Here is a 21,092-nt window from a genome sequence, read left to right as displayed (position 1 = left end):
GTTCGGCTTTTCGGGCAGCTCTTTTTATGCTGTTTTCTTAGCAAACTTTTTATTTATGAACTCTAAAAGTAACCCGCGTATTTGTGGATCAATTGCAAGGCCAATAATACCGTATAATATACCAGTAAGTGTTAGAGCTACCAGTGGTGGTAAGTTAATTAATACTGTGCGGTATATCGCGTAACTGATTATAAATGCTAGTGTATTGAATATTATTCCTTTGAATAGTAATGTAAAGCCTTTACGAACGAATAAAGTAAATCCAATTAATAATGTAATCTCGGTAATGATAGCAGCCACAGCAGCGCCCATCATTCCAAATTGGCTACCTAATGCGATGTAACTTATAATGGCAACAGCTAATCCAATCCCCATCGTTGTCGCACGCTTCCACTGTTGACCAATTGTTGTTAAATTATCAGCAAGTGGATAGTTGATGGATTGTAAAATGACCATAAAGGCTAAAATTGCAAGGGCATCACCGGCTGGTGCATATTTTTCACCTAATAAAGTTACAATCCAAAAACTTGGATCGGCGATAAATGGAATAGAAATTCCCATTCCTAAGAAAGACATCAGTTTTAATTCGAACTGAGATAGTTTTCTATGTTCATCAATATTCTTTTCATTTCCAAAAGCAAACAATTTTGGATAAAAAGCTGCTGCAATTACACCGGGTATTTGGTAAAGTACAGCAGGTATTTTATAGGCGGCCCCAAAGAACCCAACTTGCTCATTCGCTGAAACTTTTTCTAATATAATGGGACCTAACTGCGGCAAAAGCATAATGATAATGCCATTGATTGTGAAAATAAGTAATTGATCTAAAATGCCTTTATCCCAGCCCTTATGAATAGTTGTATAGCGGATTGTCATTATAAAGGCCATGACTCCTGTTACAAGGCTAGATATTCCGTACATGGCAGCGACCATCATAAGTGACCATTTAAATGACATTCCTAGCAGAAGAGCGGCTGCGGCTGTCACACCTTGTAGTACAGAAATAATCGCTGTAAATTGCATACGCTCTGTTACTTGGAAATAAGCCATCCCAACACCTTGTAAAGTGGCTCCAAACATGGTTGGTAGTACGACCCAATATACCATGGCACGTAAGTAAGCATCAGTGTAGAAGAACTGAGCGAAAATAGCGAAGAGCACAGAAATTACGATAGCTAATACTAAACGAATACGTAAATAACTACTTATTAATACGCTAATGTTAGCGTCGCTTCTTGTTCCTTCACGCATAAACGTATGTGTCAAACCTGCATCTGTAAAATAACAAATGACAGCGGAAACTGCTAATGCAACTGTAAACATGCCATACTCACCTGGAGAAACGTATCTTGCAAAGAGAATGGTCGCAATAGCAAGTACAAATCGAACAGTAATATTTCCTACAAAGAGGTAGGAGGCGTTTTTAAGGATTTTGTTTGTTTTCATGGAAAGAGACCTTTCTATTCTTTAGGACACACTTTGTCCTATTTATAAGTTTAATTTGTTTACGGAAAAAATGTTTAAAAGCGTATTTTTTATTTAAGAAAATATAAATTTGATGCGTACAAACCAAAGCATCGCGTATAATTTTTTGCTTCGTTTTCCATTTTTCGAATAGATTTTGCGACAATATTTCTTTATATCGCTTTTAATTAATTGAACTTTTGATTTATCTAATTTAGAGTGTTCTTTAATGTGTATACAGGCATTGTTAATGACTGTATATGGGAATAGATAAGTTTCAAGGATTTCAATAAGTTCTGTAGAGTCATTTGTGATTAAGTCTTTTGATTTATTATGAATCCAATCTTTCATTCGATTAAATACTTCTAATTCTTTTGTTGTTTTTAATTCATAATCTTTATAATTTGAAGAAAGGTTTCCTCCTGATAGGATTCGATAATATGTTAAATATTCATCCACATAACATACATTTGTTACACTCATTAATTTAAATAGAAACTCTAAATCTTCTCCCCAGCTACATCCTGGTGTGAAACGAATGTTATGATCCATCACAATTGATCTTTTAAAAATCCAAGTACTTGTTTGGGCGAAAACTTGATGTGTTAAGAAAGCTTTTGTCATATTTCCTTTAATAAAGTTTGTCGTATTTTCGACCTTTTCACCAGTTTCGTCGTAAAAGTTCATATAGCCACAATAACAAGCGTTCATATTGTTTTTGTGCATACTTTCGATTTGCTTTTCTATTTTTGTTGGATGCCATACATCATCACTATCAAGAAAAGAAACATATTCTCCGCTAGCATTTTCAATTCCTGTATTACGAGCAACGGAAACACCTTGATTTTCTTGGAGAACATATTTTATTTGTTCAGGGTATTTTTTCTCAAGATTTTTTACGATAGAAGATGATTGATCTTTACTTCCATCATCTACAACTACAATTTCAAGATTTTTATATGTCTGATTCAGTATTGATTCCATCGTCTCTTCAATATATTTTTCCGCATTGTATAGCGGGACAATAACGGAAACGAGTTGAGTTTGTTCCATCATATAATTATTATCTCCTCAAATTTTTTGTATTTTACACTATATAGACCTTTTGAAAGGAAGAAGATTACAGATTTCGCGATATAGGAAAGCCCATATCGGACTTTAGTAATAAGAATCCTACTGACATTAATCAGCTTGCCCCTTTAGGGGTGGGAGTGTCAAAAGAACATCTGTATAAGTTTACCGCATATAAACTTTGTAAATCAACTCTATGTATTTTATATAAAAAACCTTCCTTTTTGATTTAAATAAGGAAGGTTAATTAATCGTTAAATACTCCAAGGTTTACTTAATGTTAATACTTCAGCCATTTCTTTGCTTTTCAAACGCCCATTTTTTCTATTTTCTGCACGCTCTGGTCCGGTTGTGTATAGCCAATGTTCTTCCTCTGTTTCGGGAAGTACTTGCGGTACAGAAGAAGGCTTTCCGTCTTTCAATGCGACAAATGTAATGAAACATGTTGCGGCCATTCTACGCTCGCCCTCTAATAAATTTTCTGCAATTACTTTTACGAAAACTTCCATTGAAGATTTTCCCGTATAACATACGAAAGCCTCATAACAAACAGAATCTGCTTGGTGAATTGGAGTTAAAAAATCAACGGAATCGATAGATGCTGTTACGCAATGTTTACGGCTATGTCTTGCAGCTGCAATCGAAGCGATACTATCAATTTCTGCTAATAATTTACCTCCGAAAAGTGTTTGATGATTATTTAAATCATTAGGAAAAACACGTGTTGTTTTAATTGCTTTTGATTCGCGCATGAATTTCTTTTCCATATATTCAGCCCCTATTTTCTGTTTTCAATCAGAATGACATGTATTGTAAATGGAGTACAAAGTTATTAAAAATCAATAGATATTTAATGAAGTAAAGAGTTCTAGAAGAGGGTTTTACCTCGCTATGTGCGGGTGGTAAGATAACCACTTCAAAATTCGGCTGTCAAACATAGAAGACAGCTTGTAAAAGCTAATCATTAGTGGGGGGATAAACACCCCCACTATGAATTAAAGTTCTACTCTATTAAAACTTCTGTATTTGTATTCATGTAACTGAAAGAAAATTTATTATATCTAAAATGTAGTGTAAAAGAGGATTCGCTTACATTGCAAGTGAAAAAGTTATGACTCTGTATTTGTCATAGAAATTCCCTATCAGCTGTGTACCCATTCATGATAGAATCGTTTTGTTATGAAAGGAAATAGAGGTGCAATGGACATATGAATCACATACAAACAAATTTTTCGTCTTTCTTCAGTAAAATAATAATGGGTGCGATGCTCACATTTTTTGTTTATAGTTGTTGGTCAGCATTTGAAACAAGTAAGCAATTTCTTGGAGGAAGTACAACAACTATAACAATCGTATTGGTGATTTTTATCATCCTTACTTTACTAGTGGCATCAATTTTACAATATCGTTTTACAGGTAAACAATTTCTTCTTTTTCTTCTAAGTATATCTATACTGGTGAGACTTAGCGTGGTTCTATTTGTAGATACTCCGATAATTGGTGATATGAAAGTGATGTATGAGTCTGCAAAGCAAATTGCAATTGGTAATACTATAGAGAATGTAACTCAGTTACCTTTTATTATTTATGAATCGATTGTTATTCGTATATTTGGTGATACGGTATTTGTTTTACAGTTATTTAATATTTTATTTTGTACAGGGACTGTATTTTTCATTTATCGTATTGCAGCGATGATTTTTGGGGAAGAATGTGGTCGTATTGCCTCTGTATTTTACGCTGTATATATTCCAAATATATTCATGAGCTCCTTATTAACACAGGAGTCGCTTGCAATATTTTTATTTTATTTTGCTTGTTACATACTTTTATATAAAGGGTTAGATCATCCTTATATGTGGGTGCTTTCAGCGATTTTATTTGCTTGTAGCAATATGATTTTCCCAATAGGGTTATTTTTTCCTATTTTTATTGCTATATATGTGTTGTTAATCGAATTATTTCAATCAGTAACGAAGCAAAAAGTACTATTGAAGATGATAGGGATACTCATTTTATTTTATAGCGTTCACTTTATTGTGAGTTACGGAATTAATACAATGGGAATGTCACAATATAAGATTTCGAATGAGGCGTATGTTCAATCTGTTTTAATTGGAAAAGGTACAAATGGGGAAAAAATATCGAAAAATCAAAGTGTAATAGAGCACATTGATCAAAATTTAAAAGAGATTGAGAGCGAAAGGTTTAAACTTTTAAAACCAGTAATGAATCAGTTTTCAGATGAGGGAATAAACTCTATTTTATTTAAATGTGAAAAACTTATATATATAACGGTAATGCTATTTATAGCTATAGCTTTATTACATTTCCTTATTAAGAAACAACAAAACGAAGGATATATGTTGTTTGTTTTGTTAGTTAGTGGATATGTATTACTAAGACTCTTCCAAGTAGATATGGTATATTACAATATTATCATGCCAGCTGTGTTCATTTTACAAAGCTTTGGTGTTTATATGAGTTATGTTTATTGTCAAAAAATATTTTTCCGAAAATAAGAGCCTGTCCTGCAATTCAAAGTGTCCTTATTACATGAAATTATATTGACTTAACTATAAAATACGACAAGAAAAACTTACTTATTAAAAAGAGCCGTTCCAAACTATCTGTTGGGAACGGCTCTTTTTATCGATGGATGATGAAAATGAGTAGTGAGTGGAGATGAAGGATCGCCACTCACTCAAGTTTCACCTTATCGGTTTAGTTCTAGTTGTAAATTATCAGCCGTTAGGGCCATTTTTGAGGAATCGTCTTGAATCCCTTTCATTACTTGTGAAATAGATTCTAACTCATTTTCAATTTTTTTATTTTGTTCTTTTGAGTTAGACATATCTTTTACGATTTCTTGGAAGTATTGATCTGTCGCATACATACTATCCGTTCCTTCAGATACGAGAGAGCTAATTTGCTTTACAGAAGAAGAGACACGAATAATCTGTGCATTTGTTTTTTCGACGAGCTTTGTAACGTTGGATATAGATTCCTTCGTTTGCTCTGATAACTTTCGGATTTCTCCAGCTACAACAGAAAAACCTTTACCAAACTCTCCAGCACGTGCAGACTCGATAGCGGCATTTAGTGCAAGTAAATTTGTTTGCTCCGCAATTGATTTTACAATATCTATAATTTCATTAATTTTGTTAGAAATATCAAGAAGTTCATGTGTATCTGTAATAATAGTTTCCATATTCGTTTGAATGTATCCCATTCGTTTATTTTGTTGATTTAATTGTTCTTTACCTTTATTTGCTTTTTCTTCCGATGTTGTAGCTAATGATGTGCCTGTTTTGGCAATTTCTACAATAGTTTCGGATTTAGCTGTTAGTTTTTGAATAGAAGAGCTCGTTTTTTCAGACACGGCAGCTAGTTCTGTTGCAATATGCGTAATTGTCATAGCTGTTAGTGCTTTTTCTTTTTCATGCTCTTTTTGAATTCTTTCGTACTCAGATTCGTAAGCAGCAAGAACAAGTTCTTGTTCAAGAGTAAATAATTTATTTATTACATTAATAGAATAAGAAAAATCATCGATTGCTGTAAATTTTGTCTGCAAAATCTTCATGATAGAGCGGAATAATTCTTGGTAAGCAGCCGTATACCATTTTCTATGTAAACCAATTTGTACATGTCTTTTGGCAATTCTAATGCGTTGTTCAATAAAATCTTCATGCATATTTCCACTGAATAATTCTTTAATATGTGTTTTCAAAGTTTGTTTTAGTTTTGGAATAGAGCTGTAACGTTCAATAACAGTAATTAAATTAGGTTGTTTTGTAATGTTGGCATAAAATTTTTCTGTAATCCAATCTATTTCCTCATAAATAAAGGGTTGTAGTACTTTTACAATTTGTAAATCTTCTTTTGAAATATGTAGCATTTCCATTTGGATGTTTAGTTCAGAATTGGCAGGTACATTGAATATTATTTGTTGGTCCTTGCTTAATTCAATTATACTGGCGTTTGTTTTATTCTTATGTTTTTTAAAAACCCCAAGCATTGTTCTTCCTCCTGTATGTAAAGCGTTTTCATTTTCGAGTTCTTATATAATTATATATTTTTATATGCAATTACTCCATATTAGTGTATAGAATAGTATATAAATTAAGAGAATTCCATGTAGAATCCTCTTAATGACTTTTATTAATTTTAGCGTGTGTTTTAAAGAAAACAGGAAAATGTACATTATATATGACAGTGACGACACGAATAACGAATGTTATTAATAAACAAACATAGAAAGCTAATACGTGCGCCCCCAGTGCATGTGTAATTAGGAAGCTAATTGCTCCTAAGATAGAAGCGATCGCGTAAATCTCTTTTCGGAATACATAAGGGATATCTTGAGCGCAAATGTCACGCAAAATACCGCCTCCAATACCTGTAATGACTCCCATTGAAACAACTAAAAATGAGGCGTCAACATGATGTGACATTGCCGCATTTGCACCGATAGCTGTAAAAACACCTAAGCCAACAGCATCAGAAAGCATAATAACGACTTGAAGTTTATTGATACGCTCAAAAAACATACAAGTAAATAATGCGGATAATACGCTTACGAAAAAGTAAATGGGTTTTACAAATGCGACAGGAGGCAGGTTACCGATCATAATATCACGAATAATACCGCCGCCGAGCGCAGTAGCTACAGCTAAACAAAGGATACCAAATAAATCTAGATCTTTTTTTAAACCAACTAATGTACCAGAAATGGCAGCGGCGATAATGCCAAGAAACGTAAATATATCGATTAATAACATGGCCTTAATCCCTTTCTCTTAAAGATGTTCCAGAGAAAAAATATACACTAAAGTTATGTAAATAACAATGCATTTTCGTTACATGTAGAAAAAAAGAAAAAATAAGGAAAGAAAGCGCTTGGAAATACAAATCTGCTTTTTTCTATAAGGTAAAGTTGGGTAGAAATGTGAGGCGTTTAATTTTAAAATATATGTTATAATAAATATTTGAGATGAGTAAAAAATATTAACTATATAGATTGAAATTAGGTAATAGTTATGGAGGTTCTAGATGTTAAGTCAAAATAGTAAAAGTAATAAATTTGAAAATTTTCTACTAATCTTTATTTTGTTGCAACCAATTTTAGATTTGCTCACAGCATTTTGTATAATGGTTTTAAAAATTGATACGACCATTGGAGTTATTGCACGTTTATTTGTTATGTTTCTAGGTGGAATATATATTTTAATTCAAACAAAGAAAAAAGGAAGTATAAAATATATAGCATATATAATCTTAGTTGGAATAGTTTTCACTATCGGATTGATCAATAATAAATTTACAAAGGATCCGATGGCGCTAACAGAGGAAATTAAATTTATAGCAAAAGCGTTATACCCGTTTGTTATGCTTACTTGTTATGTGTTTGTTTTTAAATCTTTAAAAGAAAAAAGACATTCAAAAATGCGTGACTATGTTACGTATGCATCATTGATAATAGGAATAGTAATGGTAGTGTCGATTGCGACAGGAACAGATTATAATAACTATGAATGGTTAAAGCTGGGATCGCGTGGTTGGTTTTATGCAGGGAATGAACTAGGCTCTACTTTAGCAATCATGTGTCCAATTGTTATTTTATATTCAATTGAAAAAACAAAAAGTATTGGTAAATTTTATTATTGGATTCCTTCAATTTTAATTATTTTTTCATTGTTTGCAGTTGGTACAAAGGTGGGCATAGGGGCAATTTATGCAACAATGGCTGTCGCGTTTGTTATGTGCTTTATCCAGGCATTTAGACAAAGTGAAAAAGGAAAGAAAAAGGTATATTTACTAAATGGTTGTATTGCAATAACTGTTTTGGTAGGAGTAATGGCTTATACACCTTTTTCACCATTTTTAAAAAACATGGGAATTCATGTCCAAATAATTGAAGAAAAACAGAGTGCAAAAAAGGAAGAGAAGAAGAAAGAATCGGAGAAAGTTAAAGAGCATAAACCTCCTGTTACAGAGAAAGAAAAAGAGAAAGAAAAGGTAGCGGAAAAGAAAGAAGAAACACAAGCTATTATTTTCAGTGGGCGTCAATTATTTGAACAAATGTATAAAGATTTCTATAAGGAAGCCCCAACGTCTCAAAAATTATTAGGAATGGGTTATGCTGGTAACTATAAAGAAGAGCCGAAATTAATTGAGCGCGATTTCCACGATTGGTTTTATTCTTTCGGAATCATAGGATTTGTTTTACTTATCATTCCGTTCCTATACTTTGGTATTAAATTTATTGTATGTGTATTTACTAAATTTAAACAAATATTCACAGTGAAATATGCAATGGTGACTATGGCAATACTTCTCGGATTAGGTATTTCATTTATGGCTGGTCATATTTTAATGGCACCTGGAGTGAGTTTCTATTTAGTGTTAATCATGGCATACTTAATAGTTGACTTGGAAATTGAATGATAGAAAAATAAAAGCTAGCATATGTTAGCTTTTATTTTTGTTATAGTAAATTAAAAAGGAAAATGGGGGATGTAAGAAATGAAAGTGTTGCATATTAATGCTGGTGCAGAAGAAGGTGGGGGAAAAACACATATTATTTCACTTTTATCGAAGTTCCCGAAAAAAGAAGTGGAATTAATGGTATTTGAAGAAGGGGCAATTGCTAGAGAAGCGAGGGACCTTGGTATTCAGGTACATGTTTTTACTCAATCATCTCGGTACGACCTATCAATTCTTTCAAAAATAAAATCATTTATTAATGAGAATCAATTTGACATTGTGCATACACACGGCGCACGAGCGAATTTCTATCTCTCCCTCTTGAAAAAAGGTATAAAAGCGAAATGGATAATGACTGTCCACAGTAATCCAACTTTGGATTTTATGAAGAGGGGATTAAAAGGATGGGCATTTACGAAGTTGAATTTACGTTCTTTCAAGAAGGTAGATTTGTTTTTTGCAATTACAGAAAACTTTAAGGAAAATATTATAAAACTTGGTGTGCCAGAAGAGAAAATTTGTACAGTTTATAATGGAATTGAGTATGATAATATTCCGGTAAAACCTTATGATAAGAGTGAATTTGGCATTGAAGAAGGAGTATTTACAGCCATTCAAGTAGCTCGTCTGCATCCTGTTAAAGGTCATAACATTTTATTTGAAGCACTACAAAAAATTAAAATCTCAAATATAAAAGTACTTTTACTGGGTGATGGACCTATAGAAGCAGAGTTAAAGGCAATGGTGAAACAAAAAGGCTTAGAGGATAAGGTGATTTTTCTAGGTTTTCGTACAGATTCAAAAGAGTTATATGCATCTGCACACATTAATTTGTTAAGCTCTTATAGTGAAAGTTTCCCTCTTGTTTTATTAGAAGCTGCAAATCAACGCTTAACATCTATTGCAACAAACGTGGGTGATATGAGAGAGTTAATAGTTGATGATACGTATGGATGGATTGTACCGATTGGTGATGCGGATTCATTAGCAAACGCATTAGAAAATGCTTATGAAAAATGGTTGAATGGTGAATTAGAAGCGATGGGAAATCGTTTATATAATCACGCATCTACTCATTTCTCGTTAAAGAATTTGTATGAAGATACTTATAATGCATATAAAAAACTTTTACTGAAATAGAGAGGATAGTTAATTATGGCAGTACAAACAGTTGATATTCTTGGTGTTCCTTTCTCTACAATGACAATGGATGAGACGGTCCAATATTTAAAGGAACAATTAGAAGTGGAGCAAACTCATACTTTTCAGGTAGTAACAGCAAACCCTGAAATTGTTATGTGTGCAAAAAAGGATGAAAAATTCCATAAAACATTATTAAATACAGATTTAATTACACCTGATGGTATCGGGGTTGTTAAAGCAAGTGGTATGCTTGGTACACCTTTAAAAGAGCGTGTGGCAGGTTTTGACTTAATGTGTAATTTATTAGCGAAGTTATCGGAAGAGAATAAACCAGTATCTGTTTTCTTATTAGGTGCAAAACCACATGTTGTACAAGCTGCATCAGAGTATGTAACGAAGACGTATTCGGCGGTATCTATTGTGGGTACACAAGATGGGTACTTTAAACAAGAAGAAGAAGAGAATATTGTTTCTCGCATTCAAGAAGCAAAACCAGATCTATTACTTGTTGCGCTTGGTTTCCCAAGACAAGAAAACTTTATCCAAAACAATAAGCATCGTTTAGAAACGAAAATGGCTGTTGGAGTAGGCGGTAGTTTAGATGTGTGGGCCGGAGAGGTAAAACGTGCGCCAAAATGGATCCAAGCTATTAACTTAGAATGGTTTTATAGATTATGTAGTAATCCAACACGCTGGCGTCGTCAGTTAGTATTGGCTGAGTTTTTAAAAGAAGTAATGCGTTCAAAAAAGTAGCGGAACATCGCTACTTTTTTTTATTTGTTTATTTTTGATAAAGTGAAACTTTAATCAGTGGGGGGGGTTGTTCATCCGCCACTGATTATCAGCCCTCACCAATCGGGCATTTGGGCAGCAGGGCTCCCAACTAACTTCTTTACTCCAGCTGGATTTTGAGGCGGGATTTTTACTGCCACAAATAGCGGGATAAGCATTTTACTTTTTGGGAATGATGAAGGAGAATTTTTTACACGAAAGTATTTTACTTATACAATTCACACATGTAAAATGATGTGTAAAGACACCTGTGTAAGGAGGACTTCTTGTGGGCAAAATAAAAGAAATTTCGAAGCGAAAGCTACTTGGTATAGCGGGGCTTGGATGGCTATTCGATGCAATGGATGTTGGAATGCTTTCATTTGTAATGGTAGCACTGCAAAAAGATTGGGGATTAACTAGTCAAGAAATGGGCTGGATAGGTAGTATTAACTCAATTGGTATGGCAGTAGGAGCGCTCATTTTTGGGATACTATCAGATAAAATAGGACGGAAATCGGTCTTTATTATTACATTATTACTATTTTCTATCGGTAGTGGTTTAACTGCTTTAACGACGACACTCTCGGTGTTCCTCGTTCTACGATTTTTAATTGGTATGGGGCTTGGCGGAGAGCTTCCAGTTGCCTCGACACTAGTATCAGAGAGTGTTGAAGCACATGAACGTGGCAAAATAGTTGTGCTATTAGAAAGTTTTTGGGCAGGTGGGTGGCTAATTGCAGCTCTTATCTCATATTTCGTTATTCCGAAATATGGTTGGGAAGTAGCCATGGTATTAAGTGCGGTTCCTGCACTATATGCTTTATATTTAAGATGGAATTTACCAGATTCCCCGAGATTCCAAAAGGTTGAAAAAAGACCGTCTGTTATCGAGAATATAAAGTCAGTTTGGTCTGGAGAATATCGTAAAGCTACAATTATGTTATGGATTTTATGGTTTTGTGTTGTATTTTCCTATTATGGAATATTCCTTTGGTTACCTAGTGTAATGGTATTAAAAGGATTTAGTTTAATAAAAAGTTTCCAGTACGTACTTATTATGACATTAGCTCAACTTCCAGGGTATTTCACAGCTGCTTGGTTTATCGAACGTCTTGGGCGTAAGTTTGTTTTGGTTACCTATTTAATCGGTACAGCGTGTAGTGCGTACTTGTTTGGAGTTGCAGATTCATTAACAGTTTTAATCGTGGCAGGCATGTTACTATCGTTCTTTAATTTAGGTGCTTGGGGTGCATTATACGCGTATACACCTGAACAGTATCCGACAACTATTCGCGGTACAGGTGCAGGAATGGCCGCGGCATTTGGACGTATTGGTGGTATTCTTGGACCACTATTAGTAGGGTATTTAGTTGCTTCACAAGCTTCACTATCGCTAATATTTACGATTTTCTGTGGATCAATTTTAATTGGGGCACTTGCTGTCGTTATACTTGGTCAAGAAACGAAACAGAGGGAATTAGTATAAAGTGAAACTTTAATCAGTGGGTGTTTTGTCCATCAATGACTGATTATTAGCCCGCACCAATCGGGATAAAAGAAAAGGGAAACCAAGGTGGTTTCCTTTTTTCTGTTTTTTTAGATAAATAATGGTATAGTAAGAAAAAGGGATTGTTTCTTACTAAAGCGAATGTATACAACAAGACATATGGACAAAGGAATTAGGTGGCTGGATAAATGAAAATCTTACTTATCATGGAAGAGAAAGAAGAGCGAAGAAAATTAGTTGAGAACTTTACTGAAAACATTCGAAATGTAGAATGTTTTGAAGCGGAAACTGGAACAGAATCTTTGCTAATAATGAAAAAACATACACCTGATTTTGTTTTTTTAAATTCGCAATTAATGGATGGTACTGGTTTTGAATATTCGAGTTTGTTACGGGAAGTGAATTGTTATACGAAATTTATTTTTATTGGTGAGGATATAGAAGAGGCAATTACAGCTTTTCGTTTCCAAGCGTTTTATTATTTATTACGACCATTTCGTGAAGAGGATTTACAATTCATTTTATATAAAATGGGAAAAGAACAAGGTGAGAAAGCAAAGAGTCATCTGCGTAAACTGCCGATAGAAGGCCATGAGGGGATTAGATATATTTTCCCGGAGGATATTGTATATGTAAGTAAAAATAAGGAAAACAAAACCGTTTCAATTTATACAACGAATAATCAGTATATTTCAACATACACACTCCAGGAATTAGAAAATAAACTAAATGCATATGATTTTTTACGTGTACATAAAAGCTATTTAATTAATATGTCATATGTACAAGAACTTAAACCTTATTATAATGGCACGTATAATTTGCATTTAGACAGGTACGATGAGCAACCGATTCCAGTAAGCCGCAATTATGTAAAACGACTTCGAAATAAAATTGAACTGTGACAAGTAATGAGAGAATTTTAACATGATAATCTAAAAATCCTTCATGATAAGGAGGATTCAAGTAAAATATTCAGAAAATTTAGTACAATCTCCACTAAGAAGTAGTAATGGGGGGATTGTATGTGAAAACATTGAAGTCAATTTTACTTTGGGGAGTTATTGCAGCGCTAGGAGCATCTGCTTTTGGTGTAATAGCGTTATCGCAAGGTGAGACAATTAATGCTGTATGGCTATTAGTTGCTGCTGTATCAGTGTATGCGATTGCGTATCGCTTTTATAGTAGATTTATAGCGAGGAAAGTTTTTGGTCTAGATAATAATAGACAAACACCTGCTCATACGTTAAACGATGGCAAGGATTATGTTCCGACAAATAAATGGGTTTTATTCGGACATCACTTTGCAGCGATTGCAGGGGCAGGTCCTTTAGTAGGACCGATTTTGGCGGCGCAGATGGGGTATTTACCTGGGACAATTTGGATTATTGTTGGGGTAGTTATTGCTGGAGCTGTACAGGATTTTGTAATTTTATTTGCTTCAATGAGACGTAATGGTAAATCATTAGGAGAAATGATTAAAGATGAGATTGGTCCTGTTACAGGATTAATTGCAATGATTGGTATTTTAGGTATTATGATCATTTTATTAGCGGTATTAGCTTTAGTAGTTGTGAAGGCGCTTGTTGGAAGCCCATGGGGAATGTTTACAATCGCAGCAACGATTCCAATTGCTATTTTAATGGGAGTTTACATGCGTTACATTAGGCCAGGGCGAGTAGGGGAAGGATCAGTAATCGGTATTGTTCTACTAATCTTATCCCTTATTGGAGGACAATATGTGGCGGAAAATCCGACACTTGCAAGTATGTTTACTTTTAGTGGTGAGACAATTGCTATTATGCTTATCGTATATGGATTTATTGCATCGGCATTACCGGTTTGGATGCTTCTTGCGCCACGTGATTATTTAAGTACATTTTTAAAAATAGGGACGATACTTGGGTTAGCAATCGGTATTTTAGTTGTAGCACCAGATTTAAAAATGCCAGCAGTTTCGCAATTTATCGATGGGACAGGTCCTGTTTTCTCCGGTAACTTATTCCCGTTCTTATTTATTACAATAGCTTGTGGTGCTGTGTCAGGATTCCACGCTCTCGTTTCATCAGGCACGACGCCGAAAATGATTGAGCAAGAAGGCCACGCAAAGCCAATCGGTTATGGAGCAATGTTAATGGAATCGTTTGTAGCAGCGATGGCAATGATTGCTGCTTGTGTATTAACACCAGGAACTTATTTTGCAATTAATAGTCCTGCAGCACTTATCGGTACGGATGTATCGCAGGCAGCTCAAGTTATTTCTTCATGGGGATTTGCTATTACACCGAATGAATTAAAAGATCTTGCTGTTAATGTCGGAGAACAGACCATTTTATCACGTACAGGTGGTGCACCAACATTAGCAATTGGTATGGCGTATATATTTTCGCAAGTAATGGGCGGAACGGCGATGATGGCATTTTGGTACCATTTTGCTATTCTTTTTGAAGCACTATTTATTTTAACAACGATTGATGCGGGAACACGCGTAGGGCGATTTATGATTCAAGACATTTTAGGTCATGTATATAAGCCGTTTGCGAAAACAGATTCAACATTAGCAAATGTGATAGCTACAACACTATGTGTACTAGGATGGGGGTATTTCTTATACCAAGGGGTAATAGATCCGCTTGGTGGAATTAATACATTATGGCCACTTTTCGGTATTGCAAACCAAATGTTAGCAGGTATTGCATTATTACTTGGAACGACAATTTTGTTCAAAATGGGAAAAAAGGCATATGTTTGGGTAACACTTATTCCGACTGTCGGATTGCTTATTGTAACAATGACAGCAGGTTATCAAAAGCTATTTCATGAAAATCCCAAAATAGGATTTCTATCACATGCGAAAGTATTCCAGGGAGCATTAGATGATGGGAAAGTATTAGCTCCGGCTAAAAATATTGCGCAAATGAAACAAATTATTTTGAATGACTATATTGATGCAGCGCTTTGTGGAATTTTTATGATAGTTGTAATCGCTGTATTAATTTCTGCACTTCGAATTTGGATTCAAGTATTAAGAAATAAGCCAATGCCGTTAAAAGAGGCACCATATATTCCAAGAGATGAAAGTGAGTCGAGGAACTATGCTTAAAAGTTTACGGAACGTATGGGGAAAGAGAAAGCAATTTATTAGTTTACTTGTCGGAGTTCCAAGTTATGAAACGTATGTAAATCACATGAAAGTACATCATCCAGAAGAGAAAATTCTATGTCAAAAGCAATTTTTTGCTGAGGCACAAGAAGCTAGATTTAATGCAAAAGGCGGAAAGATATCGCGATGTTGTTAATGGAGGGGACGAAATTTCGTCTCCTTTTTTATTTTGCTTTTTGCTGTTCCACGTGGAACAATAAAATAAAAAAGTTTGGGAATTATAGGTATTTCGTAATACAATAACATATAGAAAGTGATAGATGGAAAAGAAAAAGTAGGGAGATTATTTTATGTTCAGAGATTTATTTGTAAATATGACAATCATTCTTTCCTTTATCTTTGTAGGTGCTCAGCTTTTAAGAGATAAGCCGTTAAAAGAAGGGTTCTCTTTTTGGCAGAAATGTTTGGTCGGCATTTTAACTGGAATATTAAGTATATTATTGATGAATTTTGGTGTACATATTGAAAATATTATGTTGGATTTACGTTATTTAGCAGTTATTTTGGCAGTTATAATTGGTGGCCCAATAGCTAGTAGTATAACAGTTATGATCATTTTAATAACGCGGGTATTTTTTACTGAGTATTCTTTAGCCTCTGAATTGGCTTGCTATACTATCGTGGCAATAGGGATTGGCAGTACACTCATTTGGCGGATGAAGATTTCTATATTTACAAAATGGATATGGTTTAATGTGTACAGTTTGTCTATTTTAATACTACCACTTTATATTTTATTTAAGGATATATATGTAGTGGTTTTATATTTAGTTTGTTGTATTGTAGCGGCATACATCACATTTGTAAGTGCAAGTTACGTATTGCAATCCAATGAATTATTTCAAACGATGAAGCATTATGCAACGATAGATGCATTAACGAATCTAGGAAATGTAAGGCAGTTTGATTTCGAGATGAATCGTCATATTGGTAGCAAGCATATGAAAAATGATTCACTTTGTTTATTACTTATCGATATTGATCACTTTAAGTATGTAAATGATACGTACGGTCATCCTGCTGGAGATGAAGTGTTAAAACAACTAGGGCGTATTTTGTTAGAGAATGCACCATTCCCAAATTTAGTCTTTCGAAAAGGTGGCGAAGAGTTTGCTCTGTTGTTACCAAAAAAGAGAGTAGCATTTGGAACTCGTATAGGGGAACAAATTCGACTAGCTGTTGAAAAGCATTCATTCCAACTGCAAAATGGGGAAAAAATTAAAATTACAGTTTCTGTCGGAATTTCAGAGTATAAAAAATCACCTGATCAATTTATTCAATCAGCGGATGATGCGTTATATTATTCAAAAAGAAATGGTAGAAACAAGGTTAGTTCAGCATCATAGGAATTCGGGGAGTACTTTAAAACATTTCTGCAAAGTAATTAAAACCCACAGAATAATAAATGTTCTGTGGGTTTTAATTTATTTTTAAATGTATTAATAAAAAGCTTTATGTTAGACAAGTTCTTTCGGTGCAACGAATTTACGGTATGCACCGTGATGTGTTGGTCCTACATATTCGTTAATCTTAAATGAATGACGAATTGCAGCTGTGATGAATTCTTTCGCAGTTTTTACTGCTTCTTTCACAGTTTTTCCTTTTGCAAGTTCTGCTGTAATTGCAGCAGAATATGTACAACCTGCACCGTGTGTATTTGTCGTATCAATCTTTTCAGATTCTAGAAGATCGAATGTTTCGCCGTCATATAATACATCAATAGCGGTTTCTGTGCCTAGTTTGCTACCACCTTTAATCAGTACGTATTTAGCGCCTAAAGCATGGATTTTTTTTGCAGCTTCTTTCATATCCTCAAGAGAATTAATTTTCACACCACTTAATTGATATGCTTCAAATAAGTTTGGCGTTACAACCAATGCCTTTGGAACAAGAACGTCACGTAAGCAGTCATTTGTTTCAGGATGTAATGCTTCATCTGCTCCTTTACATACCATAACAGGATCAACTACTACATTTTCGAAATTGTGCTTTTCAATTGTTTCCGCAACCATTTCGATAATTTCTACTGATCCAAGCATACCTGTTTTTAAAGCATCTACGCCAACGCCTTCAATTGTTGTTTCTAATTGTGGTTTTAATGTAGAAGCCGCAATTGGGAATACGTTATGTGCCCAACCGTTATGTGGGTCCATTGTTACGATTGTTGTAAGAGATGTCATTCCATATACGCCAAGTTCTTGGAATGTTTTTAAATCTGCTTGTATACCAGCACCGCCACTTGTGTCAGAACCAGCGATTGTAAGTGCCTTATTTAATGTCATTATGAAAGCCCCCTCAAGTGATATAATGAAAACTATGTTTTCACTATTATATCAATGTTACGAATAAGTACAAAGTGAAAAGTAGATGATTTACTTGAGAAGCGATTTAAAATCTTGTATGTAGGAGACTTGATATGTTTCGAGATAATCGTACAAATGAATTAGTTATATTAAAAGAAATTGCAGAAACGCTAAATACATCAAATGATACCTACCATGTATTGCAAGCGGTCCTAGAAAAATTACTAAGTGTAACAGGTTTAACGACAGGATGGATTTTTCTTGCGGATGAAAATGGGAGGTATACAAAGTTAATTGATTATCAGTTACCAGAGGCACTTACATATGAAAATAAACGCCCAATGTGTGAAGGTGAGTGTTGGTGTTTACGTGGTTTTGTAGATGGGAAGCTAGAGCGCGCGGTTAATATTATTGAATGTAAAAGAATTAATAATGCAATTGAATATAATTGGGGAGATACGGAAGGAATTCTCCATCATGCTACGGTTCCTTTAAAGGCCGGAGGGGAAAAAATCGGGGTATTAAATGTTGCAAGCCCAGGTAAAACACATTTTTCAGAAGAAGAATTGGTTTTGCTCCAATCCGTTGCTTTTCAAATCGGGACGGCTTTAAAGCGAACCAAATTATATGAAAATGAAAAACGAAGAGCACATTATTATGTGAAATTGGAACGTTTTATTCAAGCGTTAAAAACGATTCATAAGTTTAATGTATTACCTGAGAAAGTGGTAAATCACGTGGGTGAAGTATTTCAATGGAATCAAGTGGCGTTTTTTATTAGAGAAGAAACAGAATTATCTTTGCGAGCGTCTTATGGTCAGGAAGAGTTACAGGACGATGTGAAAGAAGCAGCAAAGAAGGCATTAGAAAAAGATGAGCCTGTTTTATTAAAACGTCAAATTGGTCATATTGTACATCCAAATAGGGCCGTTATCGCTACGCCAATACATATTCAAAGTCATATGTTTGGTGTCTTGTGTGTTAGTTCAAATAATGGAGAGTTTGATGTTAATACAATAGATGTAATGCAAGCTCTATCGAATCATATTTCGTTAATAATAGAGAATTTAAGATTAAATGAGCAACGCCGTGAACTTGTACGGATGGAAGAAAGAAATCGGTTAGCAAGAGATTTACATGACTCAGTTTCACAAAAATTATTTTCATTAACTTTTATGACGAAGGGTGCTGAAGCTGTTTTAAAAGGCCAAAATGAAAAGGTAGATAGTTCTTTGTATGAGATGCGTGAACTAGCGCAAGGTGCTTTGAAAGAAATGAGGACCTTGATTTGGCAGCTTCGTCCGGCAGGATTAGAGAAGGGGTTATTACCAGCTTTAAAGCAATATGGCGAAAGTTTAGGATTGAAAATTCGGGAACAAGTTACAGGTGTGCGTGATTTGCCGCGTGTAGTAGAAGAAGCGCTATGGCGAATTGGACAAGAAGCTTTAAATAACGTAAGTAAGCATGCGAATGTAGGAGAAGCGACGATTTATTTCAAAGTGACGGAGAAAAATGTATCATTAGAAATAGTCGATCAAGGAAATGGTTTTGTAGAAAAGGATATAAAAGAGAAGAAATCACTCGGTATGACTACGATGCGTGAAAGAGTAGAATTAGTTGGTGGAACAATTAAAATTGTAAGTAGTAAGAAACGAACGAGTGTAAAAGTAAATGTACCATTATGATGTGAAAATGAGGGAAGTTTGTGAAAATAAAAGTATTGTTAGTTGATGATCATACAGTTGTTTTAAAAGGATTGGCATTTTTTCTAAGCACACAGGAAGATTTTGAATTAGTTGGGGAAGCAAACAATGGGAAAGAAGCGTTGGTGAAAGTAGGCGAAACGAATCCAGATGTCGTATTAATGGATTTATACATGCCTGAGATGGATGGAATTGAGGCAACAGCTTGTATTAAAAAAGAATATCCAAACGTGAAAGTAATTGTATTAACTAGTTTTTCTGATCAAGCTCATGTATTGCCGGCACTAAAAGCTGGGGCGAGCGGTTATATTTTAAAAGATATAGAACCAGATCAGCTTGTTGAAGCTATTCGAAGCGCGTATAAAGGTAATATTCAATTACATCCAGATATAGCAAATGCCCTTCTTTCTCAAACATTACCACAGGAAGAAAAAGAAGAAGAACCTTCCGTTCAAGTGGATGTGTTAACAGCGAGAGAAAATGAAGTATTGCAGCTATTGGCGAAAGGGATGAGTAATAAAGAAATCGCTTCTGTTTTAGTTATTACAGAAAAAACGGTAAAAGCTCATATGAGTAGTATTTTGAGTAAGTTACATTTATCCGATCGCACACAAGCAGCATTATATGCAGTGAAAAATGGAATTGTATAAGACAAAAGTCGTAAGACCTAGTTCGCCTTTAGAAGGTGGACTTTTTTTATGGAAAAATACGTCTATGTGAGGACGTAATTGTCTTGATATAAAGATAGAATATATTTGTAAGCAACAGCAATTACAAGGGAGTACCCTTTTTCGTAAGTGATATATAACAACATAAGAGTGAGTATTAGGAGGAAAAACAATGGCAACAGTTTTATTTGTAAAAGCAAACAACCGCCCAGCGGAACAAGCAGTAAGTGTGAGATTATACGAGGCATTTTTAGCAAACTATAAAGAAGCACATCCAAATGATACAGTAGTAGAACTTGATTTATATAAAGAAGAATTACCATATGTAGGCGTAGATATGATTAATGGTACATTCAAAGCAGGTAGAGGATTTGATTTAACAGAAGAAGAAGCAAAAGTGGTAGCAGTTGCTGATAAGTATTTAAATCAATTTCTAGAAGCTGATAAAGTAGTTTTCGGTTTCCCATTATGGAACTTAACGATTCCAGCCGTATTACACACGTATATTGATTATTTAAACCGTGCTGGTAAAACGTTTAAATATACACCAGAAGGTCCAGTTGGGCTTATTGGAGATAAGAAGATTGCGTTATTAAATGCACGCGGCGGCGTATATTCTGAAGGGCCAGCAGCTGAAATGGAAATGGCTGTTAAATATGTAGCAAGCATGATGGGCTTCTTCGGCGCAACAAACATGGAAACAGTAGTTATCGAAGGACATAATCAATTCACAGATAAAGCAGAAGAGATCATTGCAGCAGGTCTTGAAGAAGCGGCTAAAGTAGCAAGTAAATTTTAATTAAAAACATA

At 34.5% G+C, this 21,092-nt stretch carries 18 protein-coding genes and 1 pseudogene; 12 read left to right on the top strand and 7 right to left on the bottom strand.

From position 1 onward, the window contains the following. Positions 1-24 precede the first annotated feature (24 nt). The 3 genes from JTF23_RS23065 to JTF23_RS23055 form a co-directional block, all read right to left on the bottom strand. Positions 25-1,446, bottom strand: a complete 1,422-nt coding sequence (locus tag JTF23_RS23065; RefSeq protein ID WP_204209842.1) for an oligosaccharide flippase family protein — start codon at positions 1,444-1,446, stop codon at positions 25-27. Positions 1,447-1,539: 93 nt separating this feature from the next. Beyond that, positions 1,540-2,520: a glycosyltransferase family 2 protein gene (locus JTF23_RS23060; RefSeq protein ID WP_204209841.1), complete on the bottom strand. Its 981-nt coding sequence runs from the start codon at positions 2,518-2,520 to the stop codon at positions 1,540-1,542. Between the two features lie 269 nt (positions 2,521-2,789). After that, positions 2,790-3,302, bottom strand: coding sequence for an acyl-CoA thioesterase (locus tag JTF23_RS23055; RefSeq protein ID WP_016106769.1), 513 nt, complete (start codon positions 3,300-3,302; stop codon positions 2,790-2,792). 441 nt (positions 3,303-3,743) lie between these two features. Between JTF23_RS23055 and JTF23_RS23050 the strand changes: the two genes are divergently transcribed. After that, positions 3,744-5,057, top strand: coding sequence for an ArnT family glycosyltransferase (locus tag JTF23_RS23050; RefSeq protein ID WP_204209840.1), 1,314 nt, complete (start codon positions 3,744-3,746; stop codon positions 5,055-5,057). A gap of 194 nt (positions 5,058-5,251) precedes the next feature. Here JTF23_RS23050 and JTF23_RS28405 read toward each other — a convergent pair whose 3' ends face one another. The 3 genes and pseudogenes from JTF23_RS28405 to JTF23_RS23040 all read right to left on the bottom strand — a co-directional run bounded on the left by JTF23_RS28405 (position 5,252) and on the right by JTF23_RS23040 (position 7,316). Next, positions 5,252-6,058 (bottom strand): methyl-accepting chemotaxis protein, encoded by an 807-nt coding sequence (locus JTF23_RS28405; RefSeq protein WP_374100905.1) that lies wholly within the window; start codon positions 6,056-6,058, stop codon positions 5,252-5,254. Next, a pseudogene (locus tag JTF23_RS28400) lies at positions 6,056-6,433 on the bottom strand (protoglobin family protein); the annotation flags it as partial. The gene JTF23_RS28405 and the pseudogene JTF23_RS28400, both read right to left, overlap by 3 nt. A gap of 250 nt (positions 6,434-6,683) precedes the next feature. After that, on the bottom strand, positions 6,684-7,316 hold the full coding sequence (locus tag JTF23_RS23040; RefSeq protein ID WP_002159709.1) for a trimeric intracellular cation channel family protein: 633 nt from the start codon (positions 7,314-7,316) through the stop codon (positions 6,684-6,686). 271 nt (positions 7,317-7,587) lie between these two features. On the opposite strand from JTF23_RS23040, the gene JTF23_RS23035 reads away from it, so the two are divergent. From JTF23_RS23035 to JTF23_RS23000, 8 genes are all read left to right on the top strand, one after another. Further along, positions 7,588-8,982, top strand: coding sequence for an O-antigen ligase family protein (locus JTF23_RS23035; protein ID WP_199715476.1), 1,395 nt, complete (start codon positions 7,588-7,590; stop codon positions 8,980-8,982). Positions 8,983-9,060: 78 nt separating this feature from the next. Next, positions 9,061-10,161: a glycosyltransferase family 4 protein gene (locus JTF23_RS23030; protein ID WP_204209839.1), complete on the top strand. Its 1,101-nt coding sequence runs from the start codon at positions 9,061-9,063 to the stop codon at positions 10,159-10,161. A gap of 15 nt (positions 10,162-10,176) precedes the next feature. Continuing rightward, on the top strand, positions 10,177-10,917 hold the full coding sequence (locus JTF23_RS23025; RefSeq protein WP_000290758.1) for a WecB/TagA/CpsF family glycosyltransferase: 741 nt from the start codon (positions 10,177-10,179) through the stop codon (positions 10,915-10,917). A gap of 307 nt (positions 10,918-11,224) precedes the next feature. Beyond that, the gene (locus JTF23_RS23020; RefSeq protein WP_204209838.1) at positions 11,225-12,424 is read left to right on the top strand and encodes an MFS transporter; all 1,200 of its coding nucleotides are present in this window, start codon (positions 11,225-11,227) and stop codon (positions 12,422-12,424) included. Positions 12,425-12,633: 209 nt separating this feature from the next. After that, complete coding sequence (locus JTF23_RS23015) at positions 12,634-13,350, top strand: LytR/AlgR family response regulator transcription factor (protein ID WP_204209837.1); 717 nt, start codon at positions 12,634-12,636, stop codon at positions 13,348-13,350. A 122-nt stretch (positions 13,351-13,472) separates the two neighbouring features. Next, positions 13,473-15,548 (top strand): carbon starvation CstA family protein, encoded by a 2,076-nt coding sequence (gene cstA / locus JTF23_RS23010; RefSeq protein ID WP_199709644.1) that lies wholly within the window; start codon positions 13,473-13,475, stop codon positions 15,546-15,548. Continuing rightward, entirely contained in the window at positions 15,541-15,744 is a 204-nt protein-coding gene (locus tag JTF23_RS23005) for a YbdD/YjiX family protein (RefSeq protein ID WP_002113158.1), read from the top strand. Before cstA ends, JTF23_RS23005 begins: the two co-directional genes overlap by 8 nt. Before the next feature lie 154 nt (positions 15,745-15,898). Then, positions 15,899-16,954, top strand: coding sequence for a GGDEF domain-containing protein (locus JTF23_RS23000; protein ID WP_204209836.1), 1,056 nt, complete (start codon positions 15,899-15,901; stop codon positions 16,952-16,954). A gap of 111 nt (positions 16,955-17,065) precedes the next feature. Here JTF23_RS23000 and pdxK read toward each other — a convergent pair whose 3' ends face one another. Next, a complete protein-coding gene (gene pdxK, locus JTF23_RS22995; protein ID WP_002113152.1) occupies positions 17,066-17,890 on the bottom strand; it encodes a pyridoxine/pyridoxal/pyridoxamine kinase in 825 nt (274 codons plus the stop codon). Between the two features lie 134 nt (positions 17,891-18,024). Here pdxK and JTF23_RS22990 point away from each other — a divergent pair, with 134 nt between their 5' ends. The 3 genes from JTF23_RS22990 to JTF23_RS22980 all read left to right on the top strand — a co-directional run bounded on the left by JTF23_RS22990 (position 18,025) and on the right by JTF23_RS22980 (position 21,081). After that, positions 18,025-19,596: a GAF domain-containing sensor histidine kinase gene (locus JTF23_RS22990; protein WP_078180860.1), complete on the top strand. Its 1,572-nt coding sequence runs from the start codon at positions 18,025-18,027 to the stop codon at positions 19,594-19,596. A 20-nt stretch (positions 19,597-19,616) separates the two neighbouring features. Next, the gene (locus tag JTF23_RS22985; protein WP_199709647.1) at positions 19,617-20,264 is read left to right on the top strand and encodes a response regulator; all 648 of its coding nucleotides are present in this window, start codon (positions 19,617-19,619) and stop codon (positions 20,262-20,264) included. A gap of 190 nt (positions 20,265-20,454) precedes the next feature. Beyond that, positions 20,455-21,081, top strand: coding sequence for an FMN-dependent NADH-azoreductase (locus tag JTF23_RS22980; RefSeq protein WP_204209835.1), 627 nt, complete (start codon positions 20,455-20,457; stop codon positions 21,079-21,081). Positions 21,082-21,092: the final 11 nt, after the last annotated feature.

The organism is Bacillus sp. RIT 809, from assembly GCF_016892495.1.
Classification (GTDB): Bacteria; Bacillota; Bacilli; order Bacillales; family Bacillaceae_G; genus Bacillus_A; species Bacillus_A cereus_U.
This window is presented reverse-complemented; position numbering and strand designations above follow the sequence as displayed.